The organism is uncultured Clostridium sp. (genome assembly GCF_900547735.1).
GTDB lineage: Bacteria > Bacillota > Clostridia > Lachnospirales > Lachnospiraceae > Otoolea.
On record NZ_URHZ01000014.1, the window covers coordinates 34411 to 53874 of the forward strand.

General features: G+C 51.3%; 15 protein-coding genes and 1 pseudogene. 1 reads left to right on the forward strand and 15 read right to left on the reverse strand.

What is annotated here, in order from left to right; all coding sequences use genetic code 11:
- Window positions 1-16: 16 nt before the first annotated feature.
- The 13 genes and pseudogenes from QZT18_RS06520 to QZT18_RS06580 all read right to left on the reverse strand — a co-directional run.
- Complete coding sequence (locus QZT18_RS06520) at window positions 17-346, reverse strand: hypothetical protein (protein ID WP_120152651.1); 330 nt, start codon at window positions 344-346, stop codon at window positions 17-19.
- Entirely contained in the window at window positions 322-693 is a 372-nt protein-coding gene (locus tag QZT18_RS06525) for a hypothetical protein (RefSeq protein ID WP_120152652.1), read from the reverse strand. Before QZT18_RS06525 ends, QZT18_RS06520 begins: the two co-directional genes overlap by 25 nt.
- Before the next feature lie 9 nt (window positions 694-702).
- Window positions 703-1173, reverse strand: coding sequence for a hypothetical protein (locus tag QZT18_RS06530; protein ID WP_120152653.1), 471 nt, complete (start codon window positions 1171-1173; stop codon window positions 703-705).
- Window positions 1174-1531: 358 nt separating this feature from the next.
- Window positions 1532-1900, reverse strand: a complete 369-nt coding sequence (locus tag QZT18_RS06535; protein WP_120152654.1) for a hypothetical protein — start codon at window positions 1898-1900, stop codon at window positions 1532-1534.
- On the reverse strand, window positions 1897-2988 hold the full coding sequence (locus tag QZT18_RS06540; protein WP_120152655.1) for a DUF3991 and TOPRIM domain-containing protein: 1092 nt from the start codon (window positions 2986-2988) through the stop codon (window positions 1897-1899). Before QZT18_RS06540 ends, QZT18_RS06535 begins: the two co-directional genes overlap by 4 nt.
- Window positions 2964-3806, reverse strand: a complete 843-nt coding sequence (locus QZT18_RS06545) for a DUF4314 domain-containing protein (RefSeq protein ID WP_120152656.1) — start codon at window positions 3804-3806, stop codon at window positions 2964-2966. The genes QZT18_RS06540 and QZT18_RS06545 overlap by 25 nt, the downstream gene beginning before the upstream one ends.
- Window positions 3791-5188 carry a hypothetical protein gene (locus QZT18_RS06550; protein WP_120152657.1) on the reverse strand — a complete coding sequence of 466 codons (1398 nt, stop codon included), beginning with the start codon at window positions 5186-5188 and terminating at the stop codon, window positions 3791-3793. The genes QZT18_RS06545 and QZT18_RS06550 overlap by 16 nt, the downstream gene beginning before the upstream one ends.
- Window positions 5169-5843 carry a hypothetical protein gene (locus QZT18_RS06555; RefSeq protein WP_120152658.1) on the reverse strand — a complete coding sequence of 225 codons (675 nt, stop codon included), beginning with the start codon at window positions 5841-5843 and terminating at the stop codon, window positions 5169-5171. Before QZT18_RS06555 ends, QZT18_RS06550 begins: the two co-directional genes overlap by 20 nt.
- Window positions 5844-5855: 12 nt before the next feature.
- Complete coding sequence (locus QZT18_RS06560; RefSeq protein ID WP_294145754.1) at window positions 5856-12539, reverse strand: LPD11 domain-containing protein; 6684 nt, start codon at window positions 12537-12539, stop codon at window positions 5856-5858.
- A 53-nt stretch (window positions 12540-12592) separates the two neighbouring features.
- The gene (locus QZT18_RS06565; protein ID WP_294145755.1) at window positions 12593-12970 is read right to left on the reverse strand and encodes a TnpV protein; all 378 of its coding nucleotides are present in this window, start codon (window positions 12968-12970) and stop codon (window positions 12593-12595) included.
- Between the two features lie 762 nt (window positions 12971-13732).
- Window positions 13733-14770, reverse strand: coding sequence for a ParB N-terminal domain-containing protein (locus QZT18_RS06570; protein ID WP_366925807.1), 1038 nt, complete (start codon window positions 14768-14770; stop codon window positions 13733-13735).
- Entirely contained in the window at window positions 14763-15581 is an 819-nt protein-coding gene (locus tag QZT18_RS06575; RefSeq protein WP_120152663.1) for a ParA family protein, read from the reverse strand. The genes QZT18_RS06570 and QZT18_RS06575 overlap by 8 nt, the downstream gene beginning before the upstream one ends.
- A gap of 128 nt (window positions 15582-15709) precedes the next feature.
- Window positions 15710-15880: pseudogene (locus QZT18_RS06580) on the reverse strand (recombinase); the annotation flags it as partial.
- A 225-nt stretch (window positions 15881-16105) separates the two neighbouring features.
- Between QZT18_RS06580 and QZT18_RS06585 the strand changes: the two are divergent.
- A complete protein-coding gene (locus QZT18_RS06585; RefSeq protein WP_294145764.1) occupies window positions 16106-17617 on the forward strand; it encodes an SEL1-like repeat protein in 1512 nt (503 codons plus the stop codon).
- 28 nt (window positions 17618-17645) lie between these two features.
- On the opposite strand, the gene QZT18_RS06590 is transcribed toward QZT18_RS06585, so the two are convergent.
- Both QZT18_RS06590 and QZT18_RS06595 read right to left on the reverse strand, forming a co-directional pair.
- Window positions 17646-19190: a FeoB small GTPase domain-containing protein gene (locus tag QZT18_RS06590; protein WP_294145766.1), complete on the reverse strand. Its 1545-nt coding sequence runs from the start codon at window positions 19188-19190 to the stop codon at window positions 17646-17648.
- The gene (locus tag QZT18_RS06595) at window positions 19187-19444 is read right to left on the reverse strand and encodes a FeoA family protein (RefSeq protein ID WP_366925808.1); all 258 of its coding nucleotides are present in this window, start codon (window positions 19442-19444) and stop codon (window positions 19187-19189) included. Before QZT18_RS06595 ends, QZT18_RS06590 begins: the two co-directional genes overlap by 4 nt.
- Between the last annotated feature and the right edge of the window lie 20 nt (window positions 19445-19464).

Consider the following 19464-nt stretch of genomic DNA (forward strand, 5'->3'; position numbering starts at 1 on the left):
CCAATTTCCTCCTGCTTTAATATTCTTCCTCCGGTTCAAATTCAAAACTGATAAAGTCAGAAAGTATCTGGTCGATTCCATATTTCTCGTCAATTTCTTCCCGGTACTGCTCAATCAGTTTCAGCTCGTCCTTGTCCGGTGTTTCGCTCTCTCCTGTGCCAACGGAATAAGCTGCGATGCTGACATTGACTTCTGTTTCGTCCTCGTCCTCCATCAACTCCTGATACTGGTCGCTTTCTTCCAATCTGTCACGGTCACAAATACCCGGCACCAGAAAACAGATATAATCATGATCCGTGCGTACCTCCACCTCTGAAAAATTCAGGCTGCGGCTGTCAAGCCCCAATGTTTCATGGCCTGCGCCGCCTTTACTCCCGTTAGTTCCTCATAGGCGTTTGACGCTTCAGGAAACTGCGCCATGCTGACCGGCTCCGTAATCTGCATATCTTCATAGGTCTGTACAAAGCCGTATGTCAGTTTTTTATAATCGACTTCCTCCTTTTTGAAATCCTGACTGAAAATCTGGTATGCTGCTTCTCCCGAAAAACCGCCATACTCCATATCTCCAGCCTTGATTTTTGCCGCAAGCATGGCGTGGAGCATGGTTTCATCAGTCGTAACACCCTGAATCCGCATACTGTCATGTCCTGCCCATGCGTCACATGATAATAAGATATAAATATCTTGTTCCATAAGCACCTCCTACAATTTGTCCGCAAGTCTGCGGAGATTGTCAGTGTCCTGCAAAAAGCTGTTAATCTGGAAATCCTTTTTCTGCATATAGTCCACCCCCAGCGTCACGGCCTCGTTTAACATCTGGTCAAATTCGTCCTCCGTGCCGTCATGGGCCATATTCATCAATACCTTAACCAGCAGGAAGAATGCCGCACCGTCCAGCTTGCCGGACTTCATCAGCATTTTGGCAAGGCGGCTGGTCTGCTGTTCCATGACCGCCTTAATGTCCTCGATGTGGTACACAGACGTAAATTCCTGCCGGATAATACTGGCGATAAAATCCACATCCTGCTTATGCCCCTCAATGTTCAGCCCCTTTTCCACAAACTGCCGCACCAGCTCCGATGTGGTCGTGTGGTTGGTCGCCGCCAGTTTATCCAGAGCTTCCAGCATATCCGGGGCAAAGTTGATGGAGCGTTTCAGGCTCTTTTCAGGCATAACAAGCCCCCTTTCTAAGTGGTTCCATTCGGAACCCTCCCATATAGGAGAGAACCCCGTTACAGGCTTTGCCTGTAAGCTGTTTTGCTGGCGGGTGGAACCCGCCTATTCCTGCCTTAACTCCAAAATCTAAGATTTTGGCACTAAGTAGCCCCCACCGTAGGCGGTGAGGGCTGTTGGTCGCTTCGCTCCCTAAAGGGCGAAAGCAAAAGTCTGTTCCCGGCCACATCAATAGTGATCCAGAAAAATAGTGGCATATCTGCAAACACGCTTTCCGTGGGCGGCAATCAAAACCAATACCGCAAGCCCGGCGATTATGCCGCCGCAAATCAAAACTGCTTTCATGTACGGCCTCCTTTCATCGTTCCCATTCGTCCTCCTGTGTGGGCTGCTGTCCGCACCGCCCCTGCAAATAGACGAAATCAGGAACCTTATCATGATTTCTCGCTTCTTTTAAGATACTGGAAATGACTGCGGCGTCTGCAAGACGGAACTGCTCATCCGCTTTTCCGCTGTTATATTCTTCTGCATAAAATACCATGAGGTAATCCAAATCAACAATCTTAGAGTCCATGCCGTTCTGCACCGCTTCCTCAAAGCTCATGCCATAGTAGCGTTCCACCTCGCTTTTATCCCCGCCGCAGCCATGCAGAATCAGCCCTTCCAGCATTTTTCTGATTTCCGCCTGCTTTTCTTCAGAAAGCTGGCAGACAAATACCGGCCTCATCGCTCCACCGCTTTCTCCGGCTGTTTGTCATCGGCCTGCAGCATTGCCCGGAATGTAAGCAAGTCCTGATTGAAGTCCTTGGTCTGCGGGGTCTGGATAAAGCACTTGTAGCCCAAATCTGTAAATGTCCCTGCGGAAACCTCCGCCTGTGCCTGACCGTGGTTGTGGGGCGTGCCGTCCGCCAGCTTGCCGTCAACGTCATTGTCATAGCAGAATACAATTTCCGTAATCTCCGGGTGGAGCTGCAAATAGCGGGAGAGTGCCTTATCTGACAGGCATCCCTCCGATACCCGGTGATCTTCCCGCCAGTCAATGCCGTTCAGCTTGCAGAGTGTGGCGTGGCTCATGGCGTCAATGGGGGCCTCAAACTCATAAACACGGTTGGAACGCCCCTCCATCGTAAATCCGTAGGTCTTATCCGAGTTCTCAACATCCTGCCGGAAATGGCTGTCGGCGCTGGGGGCGCGCAAGGCGCAGTATCGGGGTTTCCCATTCTCGTCATAGCCTACAAAAGCACAGTTATGAAAGCTATATCCGCTTTTCTCCGTTCTGGCTCCATACACCTTGCCCTGTTCTATCATGGAATACACGATTTCCTTATCAATGCCACGGGTGCGGGTCAGATAGGCAATCGTGCGGTCAAAACTCCTGTCTTTTTCCGGCAGAACCAAATCGCCGCGCGGTTTTTTCTCCACGGGTGGGATAGTATGCTCCGTCTGTTCATAAGCACGGCAGTTCAGGATGACTTCTGCCGCACTTTTGAAGTCGCTGGCTCCCATATATTCCTGTACAAAATCCACGATGTTTCCCTTGGAGCCCTCCTTTGAAAAGCAGACATAGCCCCGGCCATGCTTGAACAGGTATAAGCCGCCGCTGTGTTTGACATGGACGGTATTCCTGTCGCCTTTTTCAATCTCAAAGCCGTGCTGGACGGCAAAATCAATCAGGTTGGTATTATAAATCTGCCGCATCTGTTCCTCGGTAAAGGGCATTGCCCTTGCTTGTTGTCTCGTATTCGTCACCTCCGGTCTAAAGCAAAGCGCCCTGCAAAAGAGCAGGGCGGTCAGCGTTCCATATCTTCCTCCCATTCCGGGCGGTCGTTCACATTTCCAACAGCGTTTTTCGGATCGCAGGAGACAAATTCATGCTGCTTAAAATCCTCCAGCACCTCCCGCATGGCTTGAGGGAGTCTGTCCTTGTCCACACGGATGTCATCTGTCAGCGTGGCGGTATAGCCATAGTCATAAGCCCCATAGGTATCCCGGAGAAACTTACCCACTTTGTCCGGCATTTCCGGTTCAAACTGACTGATACAGCCATAGCGGATCAGGAAGTCCGTGGCACAATGCTCGCCGGAGGACTGTAAATCCAGTTCCAGCAGGGCGATACACAGTTCCCCGGTATTCTTGGACTGCACCACGCCGGGGAGCAGCACATAGCCGCCTGCCGTCTCCCGGCCAAAGGTTTCCGTGCCATACACCTCTAACACCCCTTGGTGCAGGGCGTTCAGCACAGACTTGGCATAGGTTTTTTCCTCTGTGCCATAGTCGGCCTGAAGCCGCTCATAATCGACTTTTGGCAGTACATTGGCGTTGATATAATCCACATAGAGGTTCATGGGTTCGTAATCGGTATGGATTTCCTTCTGCGGTGTTTGCGGCCTGTCCTTTTCCTGTTCCTGCGGCTGCAAAATGTGGAAATCATCTGCATTTGGAACCACGGCGAGGGAACGCCCGTTGTCCCATTTCATATGGAGCTGCCCCTGATCGTCAACGTGATCCACCGTTCCCCGCAGGCCGTCCGGCATATCCCGTTCGCCCTCCATGTGGTCAAGTTCAATCCGGGTTCCCACGGGATATTTCTTCTTGATCTGCTCCACCTGATAAGGCTTTAAGAATCCCTGCATAGTTCCTCCTGTTCCGCACGGTCAAGTCCCATGCCCTGTTCCAAAGCTGCGCTTTCCGGCTGTCCCATGGTCAGTTCCGCTTTATGGATAATGCTGTCCAGCAGACCGGCGCTGTCCCGTCCGGCCTCCTGCCCGGTCTGGATGGCAAGGGAACAGATCAGCCTCGTTTCCTCTGGCGTGAACAGCGGAGTACAGTCCTGCTTAAAATACTGCAACAGCTTGGCTTCCTGCGCTTCCATGCCAAATAATCCACTATTGGACAGGTGCTTTTGAAGCATTTCCCGGTCTGTCACAGGTTCCCGTGTGCCGTCCCTATGCAGGGCATAGCAGCAAAGTCCTTTCTGTACCGCCTTTCTTGCGTCTAATGGGCCGATACGCCGCACATCATCGGCAGTATAACCGTAATCGTGGAGCCGGTCATGCTCCAGCCGCTTGATATATTCATCCACCTCCATGGGCTTTGCGGCGTCCCAGACAAGTCCATGGGCGGAGATAACGGCATAGGCAAATTCCTGTTGGTTCTCCACCCAATATTTAACGCGCTCCACCGTGCCGTACCGCTGGCCGATGGACTGCCAGTTTTCGTTATATTCCCGATAAGGAAAGGTACGGACATCATTCGGGCTTTTGAACACCACCTCCGCATACGCCGGGGCAAAGGAATGGGTGCAGAGATAGTCAAGGTGCTTCTGGTAGTCCATTTCCACAATATCGCCAATGAGTTTCTTATCATCGCCTTCCACACGTTTCAGTTCAATCCAGAAGGCTTTTACGTTCTCGTCTCTGCTTCCTCCATAGTACGTCCATGTGTTGGCGGCGCAGGTATTCTGGATGTAAACATCCCGTTCCGGGAAACACCATGTGCCGTTTTTCCGGGTGAGCCAGAAAAAATTGCGGTAGCCGCCGCGATCCCCGGCAGCCTCCCGCAGCGTTTCCATATCGTACTTAAAATCCGTCTGATAGAAGTCCGTGTTATGCTCCATGATTTTTTGCAGGGTGGCTATCACATCCACATCTACAAAAGCGGCGTTGGGTCGCAGGCTGTAACCCTGTGCTTTCAGGTTCTCCCGCAGTTCCGCCATGATTTCCTCCCGTGGGCCACGGACAGAGGTTCCGTTATGGCGGTTCCTGTCCGCAAACTCTGTCCCCATGTCCACCGGGACAAGCCGCAGGCCGTCCTCATGGGGGAGGACAAACTGGAAGGTTCCCTCCGGCTGTTCATCCGCAGGGGAAACTCCCTCAAAAATCTGCCGTAAATCACCGGACACCGTTTCCGGCGCCTGCCTGATTTCATAGATTTTCTCACGGGGCATAGTGAGTTCCCATAACCCGTAATCATTTGCGCCCCGTTTGGAAAGTGCGTTAATCTGGCTGTATTCCATGGCTGTCCTCCTGTTCCGGCTGTTCCCGGTCAAAAATCAGGTCGGGGATATTTTCCTCCACCTTTTCCATGACAGCCTGCAATTTTTTATCATCCTCATAGCTGATTTCATCATCGTTCCTGCCACGGAACACACAGGCATCATGGAGCGCCACCAATTCCTCCTTGGTAAAAAGCTGGTTCTCGTCAATCAGACCGGCGCGGAGGGCAAAATCACGCTTGGCACCCTCGTAATTGGTTTCATAGTAATGTCCCCACATCACGCCGGCGCGGTCATAGGTATATTCCCATGTGGTAAAGCGTATTTCATGATCCTTGGTCATCTTGGCGGCAAGGAGCGCAGCTCCAAACTCGGAAATCAGCCGAAAACCGTCCTCCCGGTCAAGACCGTCCACCTTCAGCGGTTTGGCATCCGCATAAAGGTCATGCGCCTGCTTCATGCTTTTCATAAGGGTATTAAGCTGGTTCCGTTCCTCTATCAGCGATGAGTCCGAAAAATAGAGCATACCGCCCGTCTTATCAAACCGGCATACTTCTTGTCCTGCTTTTTCAGCCCATAACGGCATTTCATCGGTGCCGGGTAATATGTCAAAGCCGAGCGCGGCCGCCCGTCTGGTAAAGGCGGCCGTCAGTTCCGGCGTTATCGTATGATCCATAAGTAATCACTCCTATCTTTCATATTCTTGTTCCTCATCCTGTTCGTAAAGTTTTACTGTGTCTGGCTCAAAGCCTTGATTTTTGATGTTGGTAAACCACTGGCTCATAAATTCTTTCAAATCCTTTACCATTGACGGTGATGCCATTTCTGTCTTATAAAAAATCCCCATATCGTCCTGAAGGAACGAGGTGGGGTGGATAGACTTTGTTTCCGTATCAACCGTAAAGGTAATCTCCGGGTCGCGCATGGCAGCGCCATTTTGATTGTAGTAGTGGGCAATACTGTACTCACCTCCGCCAATGGCTTCCAGTACCAAATCCTCAAAACCGTCAGATTTCAGCTTCATGTAATAAGCACTGCCGTCCAACACGGGAGCGGCAAACACCATCAGTTTCCGGTAAAGCCGCTGTTCCAGCGTGGGAGGGTGTCTCTGCGCCGCAGAATTATTCGTTTGAACGGTGGTTTCTTCCTCACCGCCATCCTCCGCCATCACATCATCGCCGTCCTCCTTAAATTCCAGCGCAAGGTCAAGGGATACTTTCCTCTGTTGCAGTTCCGCCAGCCGTTCTTCGTCTGCAAACGGTTTTTCGCTTTCCGCCTTTGAAGCCGCAAGCTGCCGGTTCAGGCTTTCCAGTTTTTGTTCTTCCTCATCCTTGCGCTCAATTATGCGCTGCGCCAGATTTTCAATACGGGTGATGTTTCCCAGTTCGGATTCCCCCATATCGGTCTGGTAGGTGCATTTCCCGCAAAGCTGGATATTTACACCGCCGCCCCATGTGCGGAGCAGACGAACAGAAAAACCGGCATAACTGCCCATATCAAGGGTATCGCCAGTTTCACGTCCCAGCTTACGAGAGCGCACCATAAAATGCTCCGCCGCCTTGGTGCGTTCCTCATGGAATTTCCCATCAATTATCATCTGAAATTCCGCCGGTTTCTTTTCGGTATAGGCGGCAAGGTCGGCTGTCATGCCCTCAATCTTCCGGGTTGTTTTCGCTATTTCATCCGGGTAATGCTTGGTGATATTGAGCCGCAAATCATTCTGCTGGGTCTGCCATGCCGATTTCAAGACCGTCAGGCGGTTAATCTCGTTATCCACCTCCATCTTTTCTTTCACGCGAGGGTCGGAAGTCGCAAGGGCCTTAAACTCGGCGTACTGCAATACGGTTTCATCCAGATCCTCACAGGTTCTAAGGGCGGAACGGCCGGTCATGATCTGGCTGATATACCGCTGTTTCTGCTCTAAAATCTGCCACAGGTAAGCGTCAAAGGTATTTTCCGTGATGTAGTTGAAGATGGATATTTCCTCATTCTCGTTGCCCTGCCGCAGAATACGGCCATTCCGCTGGGTTAAGTCGGCGGGCCGCCACGGTACATCGAGATGATGGAGGGCAATCAGCTTATTCTGCACATTCATACCGGTTCCCATCTTCTCGGTACTGCCCATCAGGATACGGATTTCCCCATTTTTGACCTTTTCAAATAACTGTTCCCGCTGTACATCTGTCTTGGCGTCATGGATAAAGGCGATTTCCTCTGGTTTTACGCCCTGTGCAAGCAGCGCCGTCTTGGTCGCTTCGTAAAAATTGAATGTGCCGTCATATTTGGGTGTGCCTTGGTCACAGAAGATAAGCTGGGTCAGTTTTTGTTCCGCCGTATCATGGTATATCTGTGCCACGTTCCGGGCGCATACATTGAGTTTGGTGTCAGGGTCATCCGGCAGGGAATCGTCTAATGCCCTTGGGTCAGTGGAGAGCAGGCGGGCCTCGTGGGTCAGCTTTAAGAAATTGTCCTCGCTGCTGTCCACGTTTCCGTTTCGGATATTCTCCGCCCGTTCCGCCAGTTCCATGACGATCCGTTTCTGCTCCGGGGTACAGGCGGTCTTGACTACCTGTACCCCGCCTGTTTTCAGCTTTGGTGTGGGCAAGTCCAGCATATCCGCCGTTTTGATGTCCGCAATCATGGCAAACATACTCATGAGTTCCGGCAGATTATGGAACTGTGCAAAGCGGTTCTTCATCTGGTAGCCATTGCCCTCCGGCTTGATTTCAAGAGAGGACACCACCTTGCCGTAAGTTCCCGCCCATTCATCAAACATCAGAAGATCGCGCCGTTCCAGTTCCTGCGGCTGCAAGGTCTTTTGCAGGACATACAGTTCCGCCATTGAATTGCTTACCGGCGTTCCTGTCAGGTAAATCACTCCCTTGCCGCCGCTGATCTCATTGATGTACTGGCATTTCTGGTGCATATCCATTGCCCGCTGGCTGCTTGCACCGCTGACACCAGCCACGTTCCTCATTTTTGTGTAGGAAAAATTGTTCTTATAAGCGTGGGCTTCGTCCACAATCAGGGCGTCCACACCCAGTTCCTCAAAGTTGATGACATCATCTTTCTTTTCCGCGTTGAATAGGTGGTCATAGCGGAATTGCAGGTTCCTGCGGAATATCTGCATCTGCTTGAGGGACCAGTCCTTATCGCTTTTCGCTTTCTGCTCACTGATCGCGTCAGTCACGGCGTCAAGTTCTGTCTGTATAGCCGCAAGCTGGCGTTCTCTGGACAGCCCGATCAGTTCAAAGCTGGAGTGCGCCATAATGATGGCATCATAATCACCGGCAGCAATCCTCCCGGCAAAGCGGCGGCGGTTCTTCCTTTCAAAGTCCTTTTTCTCCGCCACTAAAATATTGGCGTTGGGGTACAGTTCCATATAAGCGTCCGCCCATTGTCCCACCAGATGGTTGGGGACGGCAAACAGCGGTTTATGCACCTTGCCCAGCCGTTTCAGTTCATAGGCTAAGGCGATGGCGGCGTAAGTCTTTCCGGCGCCTACCTCATGGGCCATCAGCAGATTGCCGTCCCCATAAAGCCCGTGGGCGACTACATCCCGCTGATGGGTTCGCAAGGCTATATCATCCGACATATCCGGGAATGCAAGGTCGGAACCATCATAGACACGGGGACGGAGATTGTTGAATTTATCATTATAGAGTTTTGTCAGCCTTGCGCCGCGCTCCGGGTCGGCAAACAGCCAGCGTTCAAATTCCGACTTGATCTGCGCCTGTTTCTCACGGGCAAGGATGGTTTCTTTTTTGTTCAGGACATATCTGACTTTATCCTCGCCGTTTTCGTCCACATAGTCCACCCTGTCCTTTACCTCCACAAAGCGGAGATTTAAGGACGCTTCCAATATCTCATAGGCGTTCATTCGTCCGGTTCCATAGGTCTGGTTGACGGTCACGGAGTCTTTCTCTACGCCCTTGCTTGAAATAAAGTAGGCGCTGCTGAATTTGGAAAATTCCAGCTCCACGGCGTACCGTCCACTCTGGTTGTAATCGGCTGTTTTGAATGTCTCATACATGAAGTCCTGATACACGTCCAGCGGTATCCATGGCGTTCCCAGAGAAAAACTGATGTCCTGCGGGGTCAGCGGTTCCGGCTGCACGGTCTTTAGCGCCTCCACATTCCGGCTGAACCGTTCCGGTTCTTCCTCCGCCCTTAACATGGCGGTGGTCAGCTTATCCTTGACATAGCCGCTTAAATATTCCCCGGCGGTCTGCCAGCCGGAGAGCGGGTTCCCACTATATTCATCCGGGTCTTGGTAAATGGCGTCCCCCAGTTCTGCTATGATTTCCTCCGGCGTGGCCTTTCTGCCCTCCGGCATCTGATACAGCCACGACATATAGGCAAGATCAACCCTGCCTTTGACATTTAAGGATACCTTCAAGGCTTCCTCTGCGGAAAACACCGCCTTGGGCATCGTTTTCGGCTTGATGGTCGCCTTATGGAACATGGCGGACTTCTCAAACACGCCTTTTTCTGCCTTGCTCTCTTTTTCAATGGAGCGCAGGAGGGGAGCGTTGGAGTCCCGTGAAAAGGCAATCACGTTGCCATAAGAATTGAGATAACCGTAATCCTTTACGAAACGGTCATAAACCGTGTTTAAGCGGCGGATATGCTCTTGCAGATTACTTTCATATTCCGCTGTGGGCAGCTCCCCCGACTGCTGGTTCTGGAAGTCAATCAAGGCTCGGACAGCATGGGTAATCTCCACCATGCCACGGATACGTTCCGCTTTTCTGCCAGTGATGTCCTGTAAGTACATCCGGGAATTTTCCTGAAAATAGATGGTGTCATCCACTACGGTGAAACTAAAATTCCTTACCGCAGGATCGGCGGGCAGGGAAGCCTTTAACACGCCTTTTTCTTCGGCATACTCGGACGTGGCCTCGTGGTACTCTCCCTCCAGATAGGACACCGCCCGTTCCAACCGCTCGTTTAAGTCATCGCCGGGGATGGGATGGCAGGCGGTGGTTTTCTCGTTGCCAAACATACTCTCGTCAAACACCATTTCGCCCAGTACCATTTCCGGGTGTTCGACAAAGTAAGTATTGAGCGGGAGTCCATCCTCGGTTTCCTCTATGGAAATCCATGGGCTGTTATCCTCGTCCGGCACGATTTCCCGTTCCCGCTTTTGCAGAAAGAGAATGTCCGTGGTGGCCTCTGTTCCCGCCACCTGTTTGAACGCATTGTTTGGGAGCCGGATTGCCCCTAAAAGCTCCGCCCGCTGCGCCAGATACCGGCGTACCTTGGAATTCGCCTTGTCCATGGTGTATTTGGAAGTGATGACGGCCACAATGCCACCCGGCCGCACCTGATCCAGCGACTTTGCCAGAAAATAATCATGGATACGGAAGTTGTGCCGGTTATAGCGGGGATCGTCCACCCGGATGGAATTGAACGGGATGTTGCCGATGACCACATCGAAAAAGTGGTCGGGATAGCTGGTCTGCTCAAAACCTTTGACCTGAATCTCTGCTTCCGGGTAGAGCTGCCTTGCGATTGCTCCGGAGACGGTATCCAACTCCACACCGTACAGCTTGGAGTTTTCCATGCGCTCCGGCAGCACGGAATAGAAGTTGCCGGTTCCCATGGCGGGGTCTAAGATGTTGCCTCCCCGAAAGCCAAACCGTTCCAGCGCATGGTAGACATGGCGGATGACACTCTGCTCGGTATAGTAGGCCGTGAGGGTGCTTTCCTGTGCCGACTGAAATTCTTCCTCTGTCAGCAGGCTTTTTATTTCCTCGTATTCGCTTTCCCAGCCCGGTTTCCCCGGCGTCAGGGCGTTTGCAAGGCCGCCCCAGCCCACAAACCGGGCAAGGGTAATCTGTTCCTCTGCGGTCGCTATACGCCCTTGCGACTGCAATTCTTTCAGCAGACGGATAGCAGCAATATTGTTCCTGCACTTGGTTTTTGCGCCGCCATCGTAAAGATGGTGTTCCTCGGAAAAGCGGTAATTCAATCCGCCGTTCCTTGTACGGGTATCAAAATCCCGCATGACCGTATCGGCGTAACCATCATTCGCCTGATTTACTTGCAGGGCGGCTTTCAGTGTGTCTTGGGTTTCCTCTGAATTGTCGCCGCTCTGAACGGCATTGACCACCATTTCCGCAATTTCGCCCTCTGTATAGCTGTTCTTCAGCAGCTTGCAGTCTGCAATCTCTGATACCGGCACACGCTCCCGGATTTTGAACCCGGCGAGGTTCTGAAGCTGGGAAACTTCCCCGATTTCCACCGTATGACCATCATGCAGGAATTTCAGGACTTCATATACCCTGTCACGATAATAGATGCGGTCGCCTTCTTGGAACGGGAGCGGCTCCGGCTCGGTCGTGTTCTGGTCTATCAGGTTGTCATTATCTCCGCCGCCCGTGTCCTCATAGGTATCTGACAGCGGTACAAAATCGAACAGGGTAATTTGACGGTTTTCCGGCTGGGCAGGCGGTGTGATGTCCTCCGTCTGTTCTCCGCCGGTAAAGGTCGGTTCCATCTCCGCCAGATTTTCTTCCGTTTCCTCGTCTTGTACGCCGTTCCTTTCATCCGCTTCATCTGGAATTTCATAGTCATCCAGCATACTGGCCTCGGCGCTGTACGGATACACACCATGGAGGATCAGTCGGTCAATATGGTCTGCCAGTTCTCCATATTCAAAGGAAAATAGCTGTCCCTCTGTCTCAAAATCAAGCCCGGTATCCGTGCCGGTGATATGCAGATGGTCGCCTGTCAGTGTGATGTAGTCGGTGTCCACGTTATGATAAAAGGCTTTCAGCGCGTTTGCCTTGGTGGTCTGCTTATGGCCGCCCTGAAAGAAATCACAAAGTTCCCGCAGCCATTCCCCCGTATCCGGCGTCACATCGTCCGCACACAGAACCACATCCACAAGGTCGGAGATTTCTTCCTCATCAAGCACAGGCATCGTTGAATCCGGTTCAGAGCTTATGGCTGTGTCCACGCTGGCGGCTTCTGTTTCCAATGCCGCCATTTGTTTTTCATAGCGTTCTATGTCCTGCTCTGTCAGCCATTCCGGTTTTTCAGGCACGGCATCGTACAACTCCCGCATTTTAGAAATCTGCGATTGCACACTCCCTGCCCATAAATGCGTTTCATTTCTTTGCCCCGCTCCTAAAAAATAATCACAGTCGGAACGCAGGCGGCTTAAAAGCTGATACTGAAAGGAAAAATCCGATTCTGTCGGCTGCACAGAGCCAGTTTGTTCCGGTGCGGTCTGCTCTGTTGTTTCAGCCGTGACTGCATCCTCTTTTCCCTCCGCAGGAAGGGAAGTGGGAATATCGGCCGGTGTCCCATTCCTTGGAGCGGCCTCCTGTGCCTCTTTGGGAGGGACAACGAAAAAGCCGCCCACAGACGGCTTTTTACCATCTGTGGGCGGCTCTTTGCGCTCGGTATTCTGTTTTGCTACCTGACTTTCATCACCAGTTCGTTCATGACGATTTCCTCCGCCTGTTTCGTCAGGCTGTTCATGTGTCCGGCTCTCTCCATTGTATCCTCCGTATCCGGCATCGGCTGTCCGCCCAGAAGTTCCTGTATCAGTTCTTCCTTGCGCCGATCCGCTTCCTCGTCCACTTTCAGGATTGTCTCGTTGATTTTGCCCTGTGCCACCAGTTCCGACAGACGGTGCGGGTGGTTCTCCATCATATACTCCTTCCAGAGCTTCCCGTATCTGCCCACCGGCATTTTGTCCGTCTCCGGGTTCTCGGAGATTTGCAGTTCGGGATACAGCATCCCGTCCGCTCCCTCTCTGTAACTGAAATTCATCAAAGGTTCTGTTCTCATAAATTTGGCTCCTTTCGTTTTTAATCGCTTCAATTTCCTGCTGAATTTCCTTGAGTATGGGCCTTGCAAGGGAAACCGTACAGCTCCCCAGCGCCATGAACATTCCCAGTGTATGATACCGGCTGATGTTTTCAAAGCTGTTTTCCTCAAACAGTTCGGTGGATACGCCGCATTTGGAAAAGACCGTGTAGGCAACGCTTTCTATGATAAGCTGGGTAAATTCCGCCTTAACCGCTTCCTCCGGCATACCATAGAGGGGGCTACTTTCCTCCCGCACCTTGAAGTTCTCCATATACTTGGGGAGTATCTGCGCCACCCGCTTGCTTACCAATTTATATAGGCAGGCTTCCATGCTGGAGGTTGGCACAGCATATTTATCATGGAACCGCAGCATTAAGCTGGGGCGGTATTGTTCTTCCAGTTCCCAATGATACCGCATGAAGTTCCTGAAACTTTCCTCTGTGCCGTTGGTATCCATGAAGTCAAAGAGGTTTTTCAAACTGGCTCCGGGGTTTTGCATATCAATAACGGCAATACTCTTGGCACCTTTGTTGATACTCCGCCCAATTCGTTCATCGTGCCAGTCATCCCATGTGCCGAGCTGCGTGGCATTCGGCTTCTGTGCGTAAATCAACACTGCATTATCAAATGACCTTTTGTAGAAACGTGCCACGCAGGACAGCAAGCCTTTCCATTCAGCCGGAGATTTTGTGTACTCCTGCACCGATTTCTGGTATAAGTCGGCAAGAAAGGTTGCTTTGCTCAAGCTGTCACCTCCATTTCCCGTTCTTGATTTTTAAAGTAAAAGGCGAGCGCCTTGTCAATGGTTTCTTCAATTTCCTTGGCGGTCTGCTGTGCGGTAAAATACTTGGTAATCACCGCAGACTTGACCTTGACCGGCTGGGGTTTACTGCTCTTTGGCTTCCTCGTTTTTTCGCCGGAGAGAATCTGCACGATAGCGGTATCGGTCAGTTTGTTGGTTTCGTAGTAATTGCGGAGTAATTCCGCCTTTTTCATATCCACCTTATAGCTGTCAGACTCCATCAGGTCGGCAATCTGCTGTTGCTTTGCCGTGTCCTCCACAAAGGAGAGATCGTAAGCGGCGAGAAACGCAATTTCGCCAGTGTCCACCCGTTCCATTAAACCAGTAACCAGCCTTGCAAGGCGAATATACTTCGCTACCTTGTCTCTGGAAAGTCCATATTCCTGACTGATTTTATCCCTGCTTTTTAACCTGTGCTGAACTTCAGCAGAAGTCTCATTTTCCTCGCAGCCATGCGGGTTTAAGAGGGTTTCAATCTCTGCCAAAAGGTCATTTCTCTTACCCTGTGATTTGAGTGCTTCATAATGCTCTGCAAGACAATAGGCTCGTTCTGAATGGCTCATATCAGCAAAGGAACGCTGACGCAGATTGGTTTCTGTGACAATCAGCACGGCCTCGTCATGGGTCAGGTTCTCCCGGATAATGACAGGGCCTCGTGTCAGTCCCGCAAGCTGGGCTGCGTTTCGGCGGTTGTGGCCGCTGAGGATAATATACCTGCCGTCCTCGGTGTGCCAGAGGATAAGCGGGAGAAGAATGCCAAACTGCTGGATACTCTCCACCATGTCGGTAAGCTGCTGTCCCTCATACAGTTTGAATTTGTGATTTGGAAAGGACTCCATCTGGTCAAAGTCCATTTCCGTCATGCCGCCATTTTGAGAAACTGTGGCAGAATTGTCCGCCGAAACCGAAGCAGGGGACTCCGGCTCAAAATTCAGCATTTCATCAAAATCTGATAAATCAATTCTGGGTTTACCCAACTGCACACACCTCCGTTTCCTCTGTCCTCTCGATTGCTAAAAATTCGTCTGCGAACCGCTCATAAGCAATCGCCGCTGGGTTATCCGGCAGGAACTCGCAGATTGTCTTGTGGTACAGCACGGCCTCCGCCACTTTGATAGAGCGGGGAATGTGCGTCTTGAAAATCGGGACTTTGCCTGCAAACCCTTGTTCCAGCAGCTTATGAACCTGTGCTGACAGAATGGTGTTGGGAGAATCCATGGTAATCAGGATGCCGTCAATACGCAGACGGTGGTTGCTGTTCTTGCGGATGGTCTGATAATGCTTCAAAAGCTCTGTCAATCCCTGCGTGGATAGAAGTTCCGCCTGTGTCGGCACAATGATACTGTCCGCGCACATCATCACGTTAATCATCGGCGTACCCATTTGGGGCATACAGTCGATAATGATATATTGGTAGCTGTCCTTGATGGTATCAACGTACCGGGAAAGCATACGTTCCCGGAAATCCACGTTGCAGAGATTACGTTCCAGTGTGAAAAGCTGGCTGTTGGACGGAATGACATCCACCCCACACTCGGTTTTCAGTATGTAGCTGTCCGGTTCCGGCAGTGGCTCGTCCTCAATGATTTTGCGGAGCAGGGTATTGATCGTAACTTCCAACTTATTGGTGTTCTTTACGCCATAGATAATGCTGGCGTGTCCCTGACCGTCAAAGTCAATCAGGGCGGTCTTGTGACCTCGTTTTGCTAAAAGGTAAGCAAGAGTAGTCGCCGTGGCTGACTTCCCCACGCCTCCTTTTTCATTCATGACTGCGATAACTTTTGCCATCGGCGTCTCCTTTCATGGGTAAAGTATTTTTGGGTATTGGGTAAATAGGGTATGGGTATAAAAATAGGACTTAATCGGTAAAACCCTTGAAGCTAAAAGGTTTTCTGATTAAGTCCTATTATATCTCTATCATCCACATATTCGCGGACAATGGTAAGGTGGTGTTCCCTGGCGTAGCGGAGAAGCATTTTTCTTTGATTGACAATGCTTAAACTTTCCCCGGAACCTTCATCATCCTTTGAAAGCCGCAGATAGATAGCCCCGGGCAGAAGTGAACCTTCAGAAAAAGATGGATACATATACAACCTCTTTATAATGTGGTCAGGATATTTTATGCGGGAATCTTAAATTTCAATTACAGAGAAATGAAATTAGATAAAAACAGTTGTCTATGGAGGGTAAAAATAGTATGATAAGCCTGTAGAATCAGGCTCTGATACAGCTTAAACGCGGCAGGGCCGTGCACGTGAAAATGGATAAAGGCACAGAAAGATACATGCAAAGAGAAAGAGGAACTGATCAATATGGCAATACTGATGACAGGATTGTGCGAAAAAGGCGTTGAACTGATATGGAAACAGTGCAATGAGGAATTATTCTCCCAGGGCATTGAGTACCTCGAGGAAGCGGCCAGGGCTGGAGACCCGGAGGGCTGGTTTTTCCTGGGAAACTGCTACGGCTGGGGAGAGGGCGCCGTTGGATTCAACGAGAAAAAGGCATACGAATGTTATAAGAGAGGCATTGAGGCCGGGAGTTTCCGCTGCGTACTCGGAGCGGTCAGGGCGGGCCACTATGATGAAGAAATGAAGAAATCTTCCCTCCATACACTGGAGGAAAGTTATAAAGAGGTGCTTGAGTCTGCAGAGCAGGGAGACCCGTTTTCCGCGCTGCAGATCGCTACGGCCTATGAGGGGGAGACTATTTTTGACCTGCTTCCGGATGAGGAGCAGAAGAGGGATACCTGTTTTAAGTGGTATCAGCAGGCGGCGGAAAGCGGTATCGTCTCAGCTATGGTCAAGGTCGGAAAATGCTATTTAAACGGTGAATACACACGGAAGGATGCGGAGAAGGCTCTGGAATGGGCGGACCGATGCGCCGCGCTGGGCAGTGCCTGGGGCCTGTACCGGATGGGGATTTACCATTTGGATCATGATAACGCTGAGGCAGCGTATCAGTATTTCAGGGCGGCGGCCAGTCAGGGAGCGTTAAAGGCATATCTCCATCTGGGGCGGATGTATTTGAACGGCCGGGGAACGGAACGCGACATAGGAAAAGCGGTGGAGGCTTTTGAGCAGGCGGCAAACAGCCAGGAGCCGGAGAGCTATACGGAACTGGGGAATATCTTTTACCGTGACGAGGTGGTGGAACGCGATAATGGAAAGGCGTTTTACTGGTACAGCCGCGCCTATGCGGCAGGAGAGAAAGAGACGGCCCTGCCCCTTGCCCACCTCTATCTGAGAACGTCGGATATCCAGGATCTCCAGACGGCCGAGAAGCTGTTTAAGGAGGCGGCCGAGACGGAGAAGGACGGTTTTGCAAGCCTTGCCCTGGGGAATATGAGCAGGGACGGAATCTGCCAAACTCCCGATATGGAAGAGGCGGTTACCTGGTATGAGAAGGGCGCGCAGCTCGGAAATGCCGAGTGCATGGAGATACTGGGCGGTCTTTATTTTCAGGGCGGGGACGGTCTGGATGCGGACTATGAGAAGGCCTTCTACTGGCTGAACCGATGCCGTCAGATGGGAACCCTGCAGTCCTATTCCAAACTGGCGTTTCTGTACATGAAAGGCCAGGGATGCGAGACCGACGAGGAGAGGGCCAGGGAGCTTTTTGAGAAGGCGGCCGAAATAGAGTGCGACGGCTATGCCTTTTATGAACTCGGCTACCTCTACGAGAGAAAAAATGAATCGCCGGAGGACTTGGAAAAAGCGGCAGATTATTATCAGCGTGCGATAGAAATGGGAAATGAGAGCGCCGGACGGAGATTTTCTCATTTTAAGAAGAGTCTGTTTGGAAAATGGAAAGTGATATATTAGGTGAGAGATTGTATGGAAAGCGCTGGATTCATTGGAGGGCATTGACTAAGCACATGGTAAGGCATTGCTTACCGCAGGCTTTACATTTTTTAAAGGCACAATCCATGTTGAATGCGGCCCTGGGCAGATAGCCCAAGTCTTCGAGCAGGGTAAAGAGCGGGAAGAAAATAGCCATCGGGGGGAGCATGACGGATACAACCCATGCAACAACCCTGAAAACACCGTAAATCATGGAACTGATAATCCATTCCGGGGCGCCTGCGCTTGTAAGCGCTGCGGCCAGCCAGGTTTCCAGGCGGAAGAACTGATCCCACAGGAAGGAAGACGGGTAATTGGCGCCGGTGATTGTGAGCCAGAATATGGCGAGCAGCAGGGCGATCATAATGAGAGAACCGGTAAATCGGCCGGTAATCAGGCGGTCGATCCGTTCCTGGCGCTTCAGGTATGCCGGATTTTTATAGGTTACGGCCTGAGCGGCCAGGGAGGCGGGGGAGAAGTCGGGAATCAGCTCCCGCAGGGAGCGCTTGGAGGTTCCGTTCCCGCCGGTACTATGATAGTCGGGGCAGCTGCTTCCACTGATGCTGTCATTTTCTGAATTGGTGTTCTCACATGTTTTGTCATTTCCTGAATTGGTGTTTTCACTGAGGTTAACATTTCCTGAATCGTTGTTCCCGTCGGTGTTGTCATCGTGCGAATCGTTGTTTCCGTCGGTGTTGTCATCGTGCGAATCATTGTTTCCGTCGGTATTATCATCGTGCGAATCATTGTTCCCGTCGGTGTTATTATCGTGCGAATCGTTGTTCCCGTCGGTGTTATCATCTTCCGAATCAGCGCTTTTGCCATTCCCGCCGGTCTCACCGGAGTAGGAGTACACGCCGGATGAACATAGGCCGCAGCAGGGACAGGAATCGCAGGGGAAGGAGAATGCGGACAGACTTTCCGGTTCATCACCGCAGCTCTGTTGGCAGCAGCGGCACATCTGAAAGGCGGAAGAGCTATGGTAGTCCATTTCGCCGCTCTCCGGTTGAGCCTGGCTCTCAGGTTTCAGCCTTCCGTTATCTTTACAGATTCCGTATATTTCTTCTTTCAATCGGTCTAACCCATGGCGGTCTCTGGCGGTGCAGGGAATCACGGGTATGTTCAGTTTTTCCGACAGCAGTTCAAAATTCAGCTCGATACCCTTTTTAGCGGCCTCATCACAGAGGTTTACACACAGGATGACACGGGTCAGCAGGGAATCTTCCAGGTCACGGATTTGCTTTAAAAGACGCAGGCCGCGCTCGGTACAGGTTGCGTCGCAGACAACCAGCAGCAGATCGGGACCGCCGGAGACGATATATTCTCTGGCGATTTCTTCTTCCTCTGAATGGGTTCGCAGGGAGTAGGTTCCGGGCAGGTCGACAACCAGGCTGGACATATCTTTATAGTGGAACTGTCCGCTGCAGCAGGCAACTGTCTTTCCGGACCAGTTTCCTGTGTGCTGATGCATTTTTGTCAGGGCGTTGAAAATAGTACTTTTTCCCACATTGGGGGTTCCGGCCAGGGCTATTGTAAAAGGGCTGTTATGATTCATAGATGGGGTTCCTCCGTTTCTGTTTCGTTTTCTTTGATAAAAATCAGATCGGCGTCTTCGCGCCGAAGGGCAATAACAGCACCTTTGATAAGAAATGCAGATAGCTCGCCGTCGCACTTTCGTAAGATACAGGTAACTGAGGTACCAGGCTCAAAACCGAGATCGAGAAGTCTTCCGGTAATGGATTTATTATCTGACAGCCAGCAAATTACAGCGGTTTGCCCAATGGACATTTTACTTAAGGGATATAACATGGTCTCACATCACAGAATGA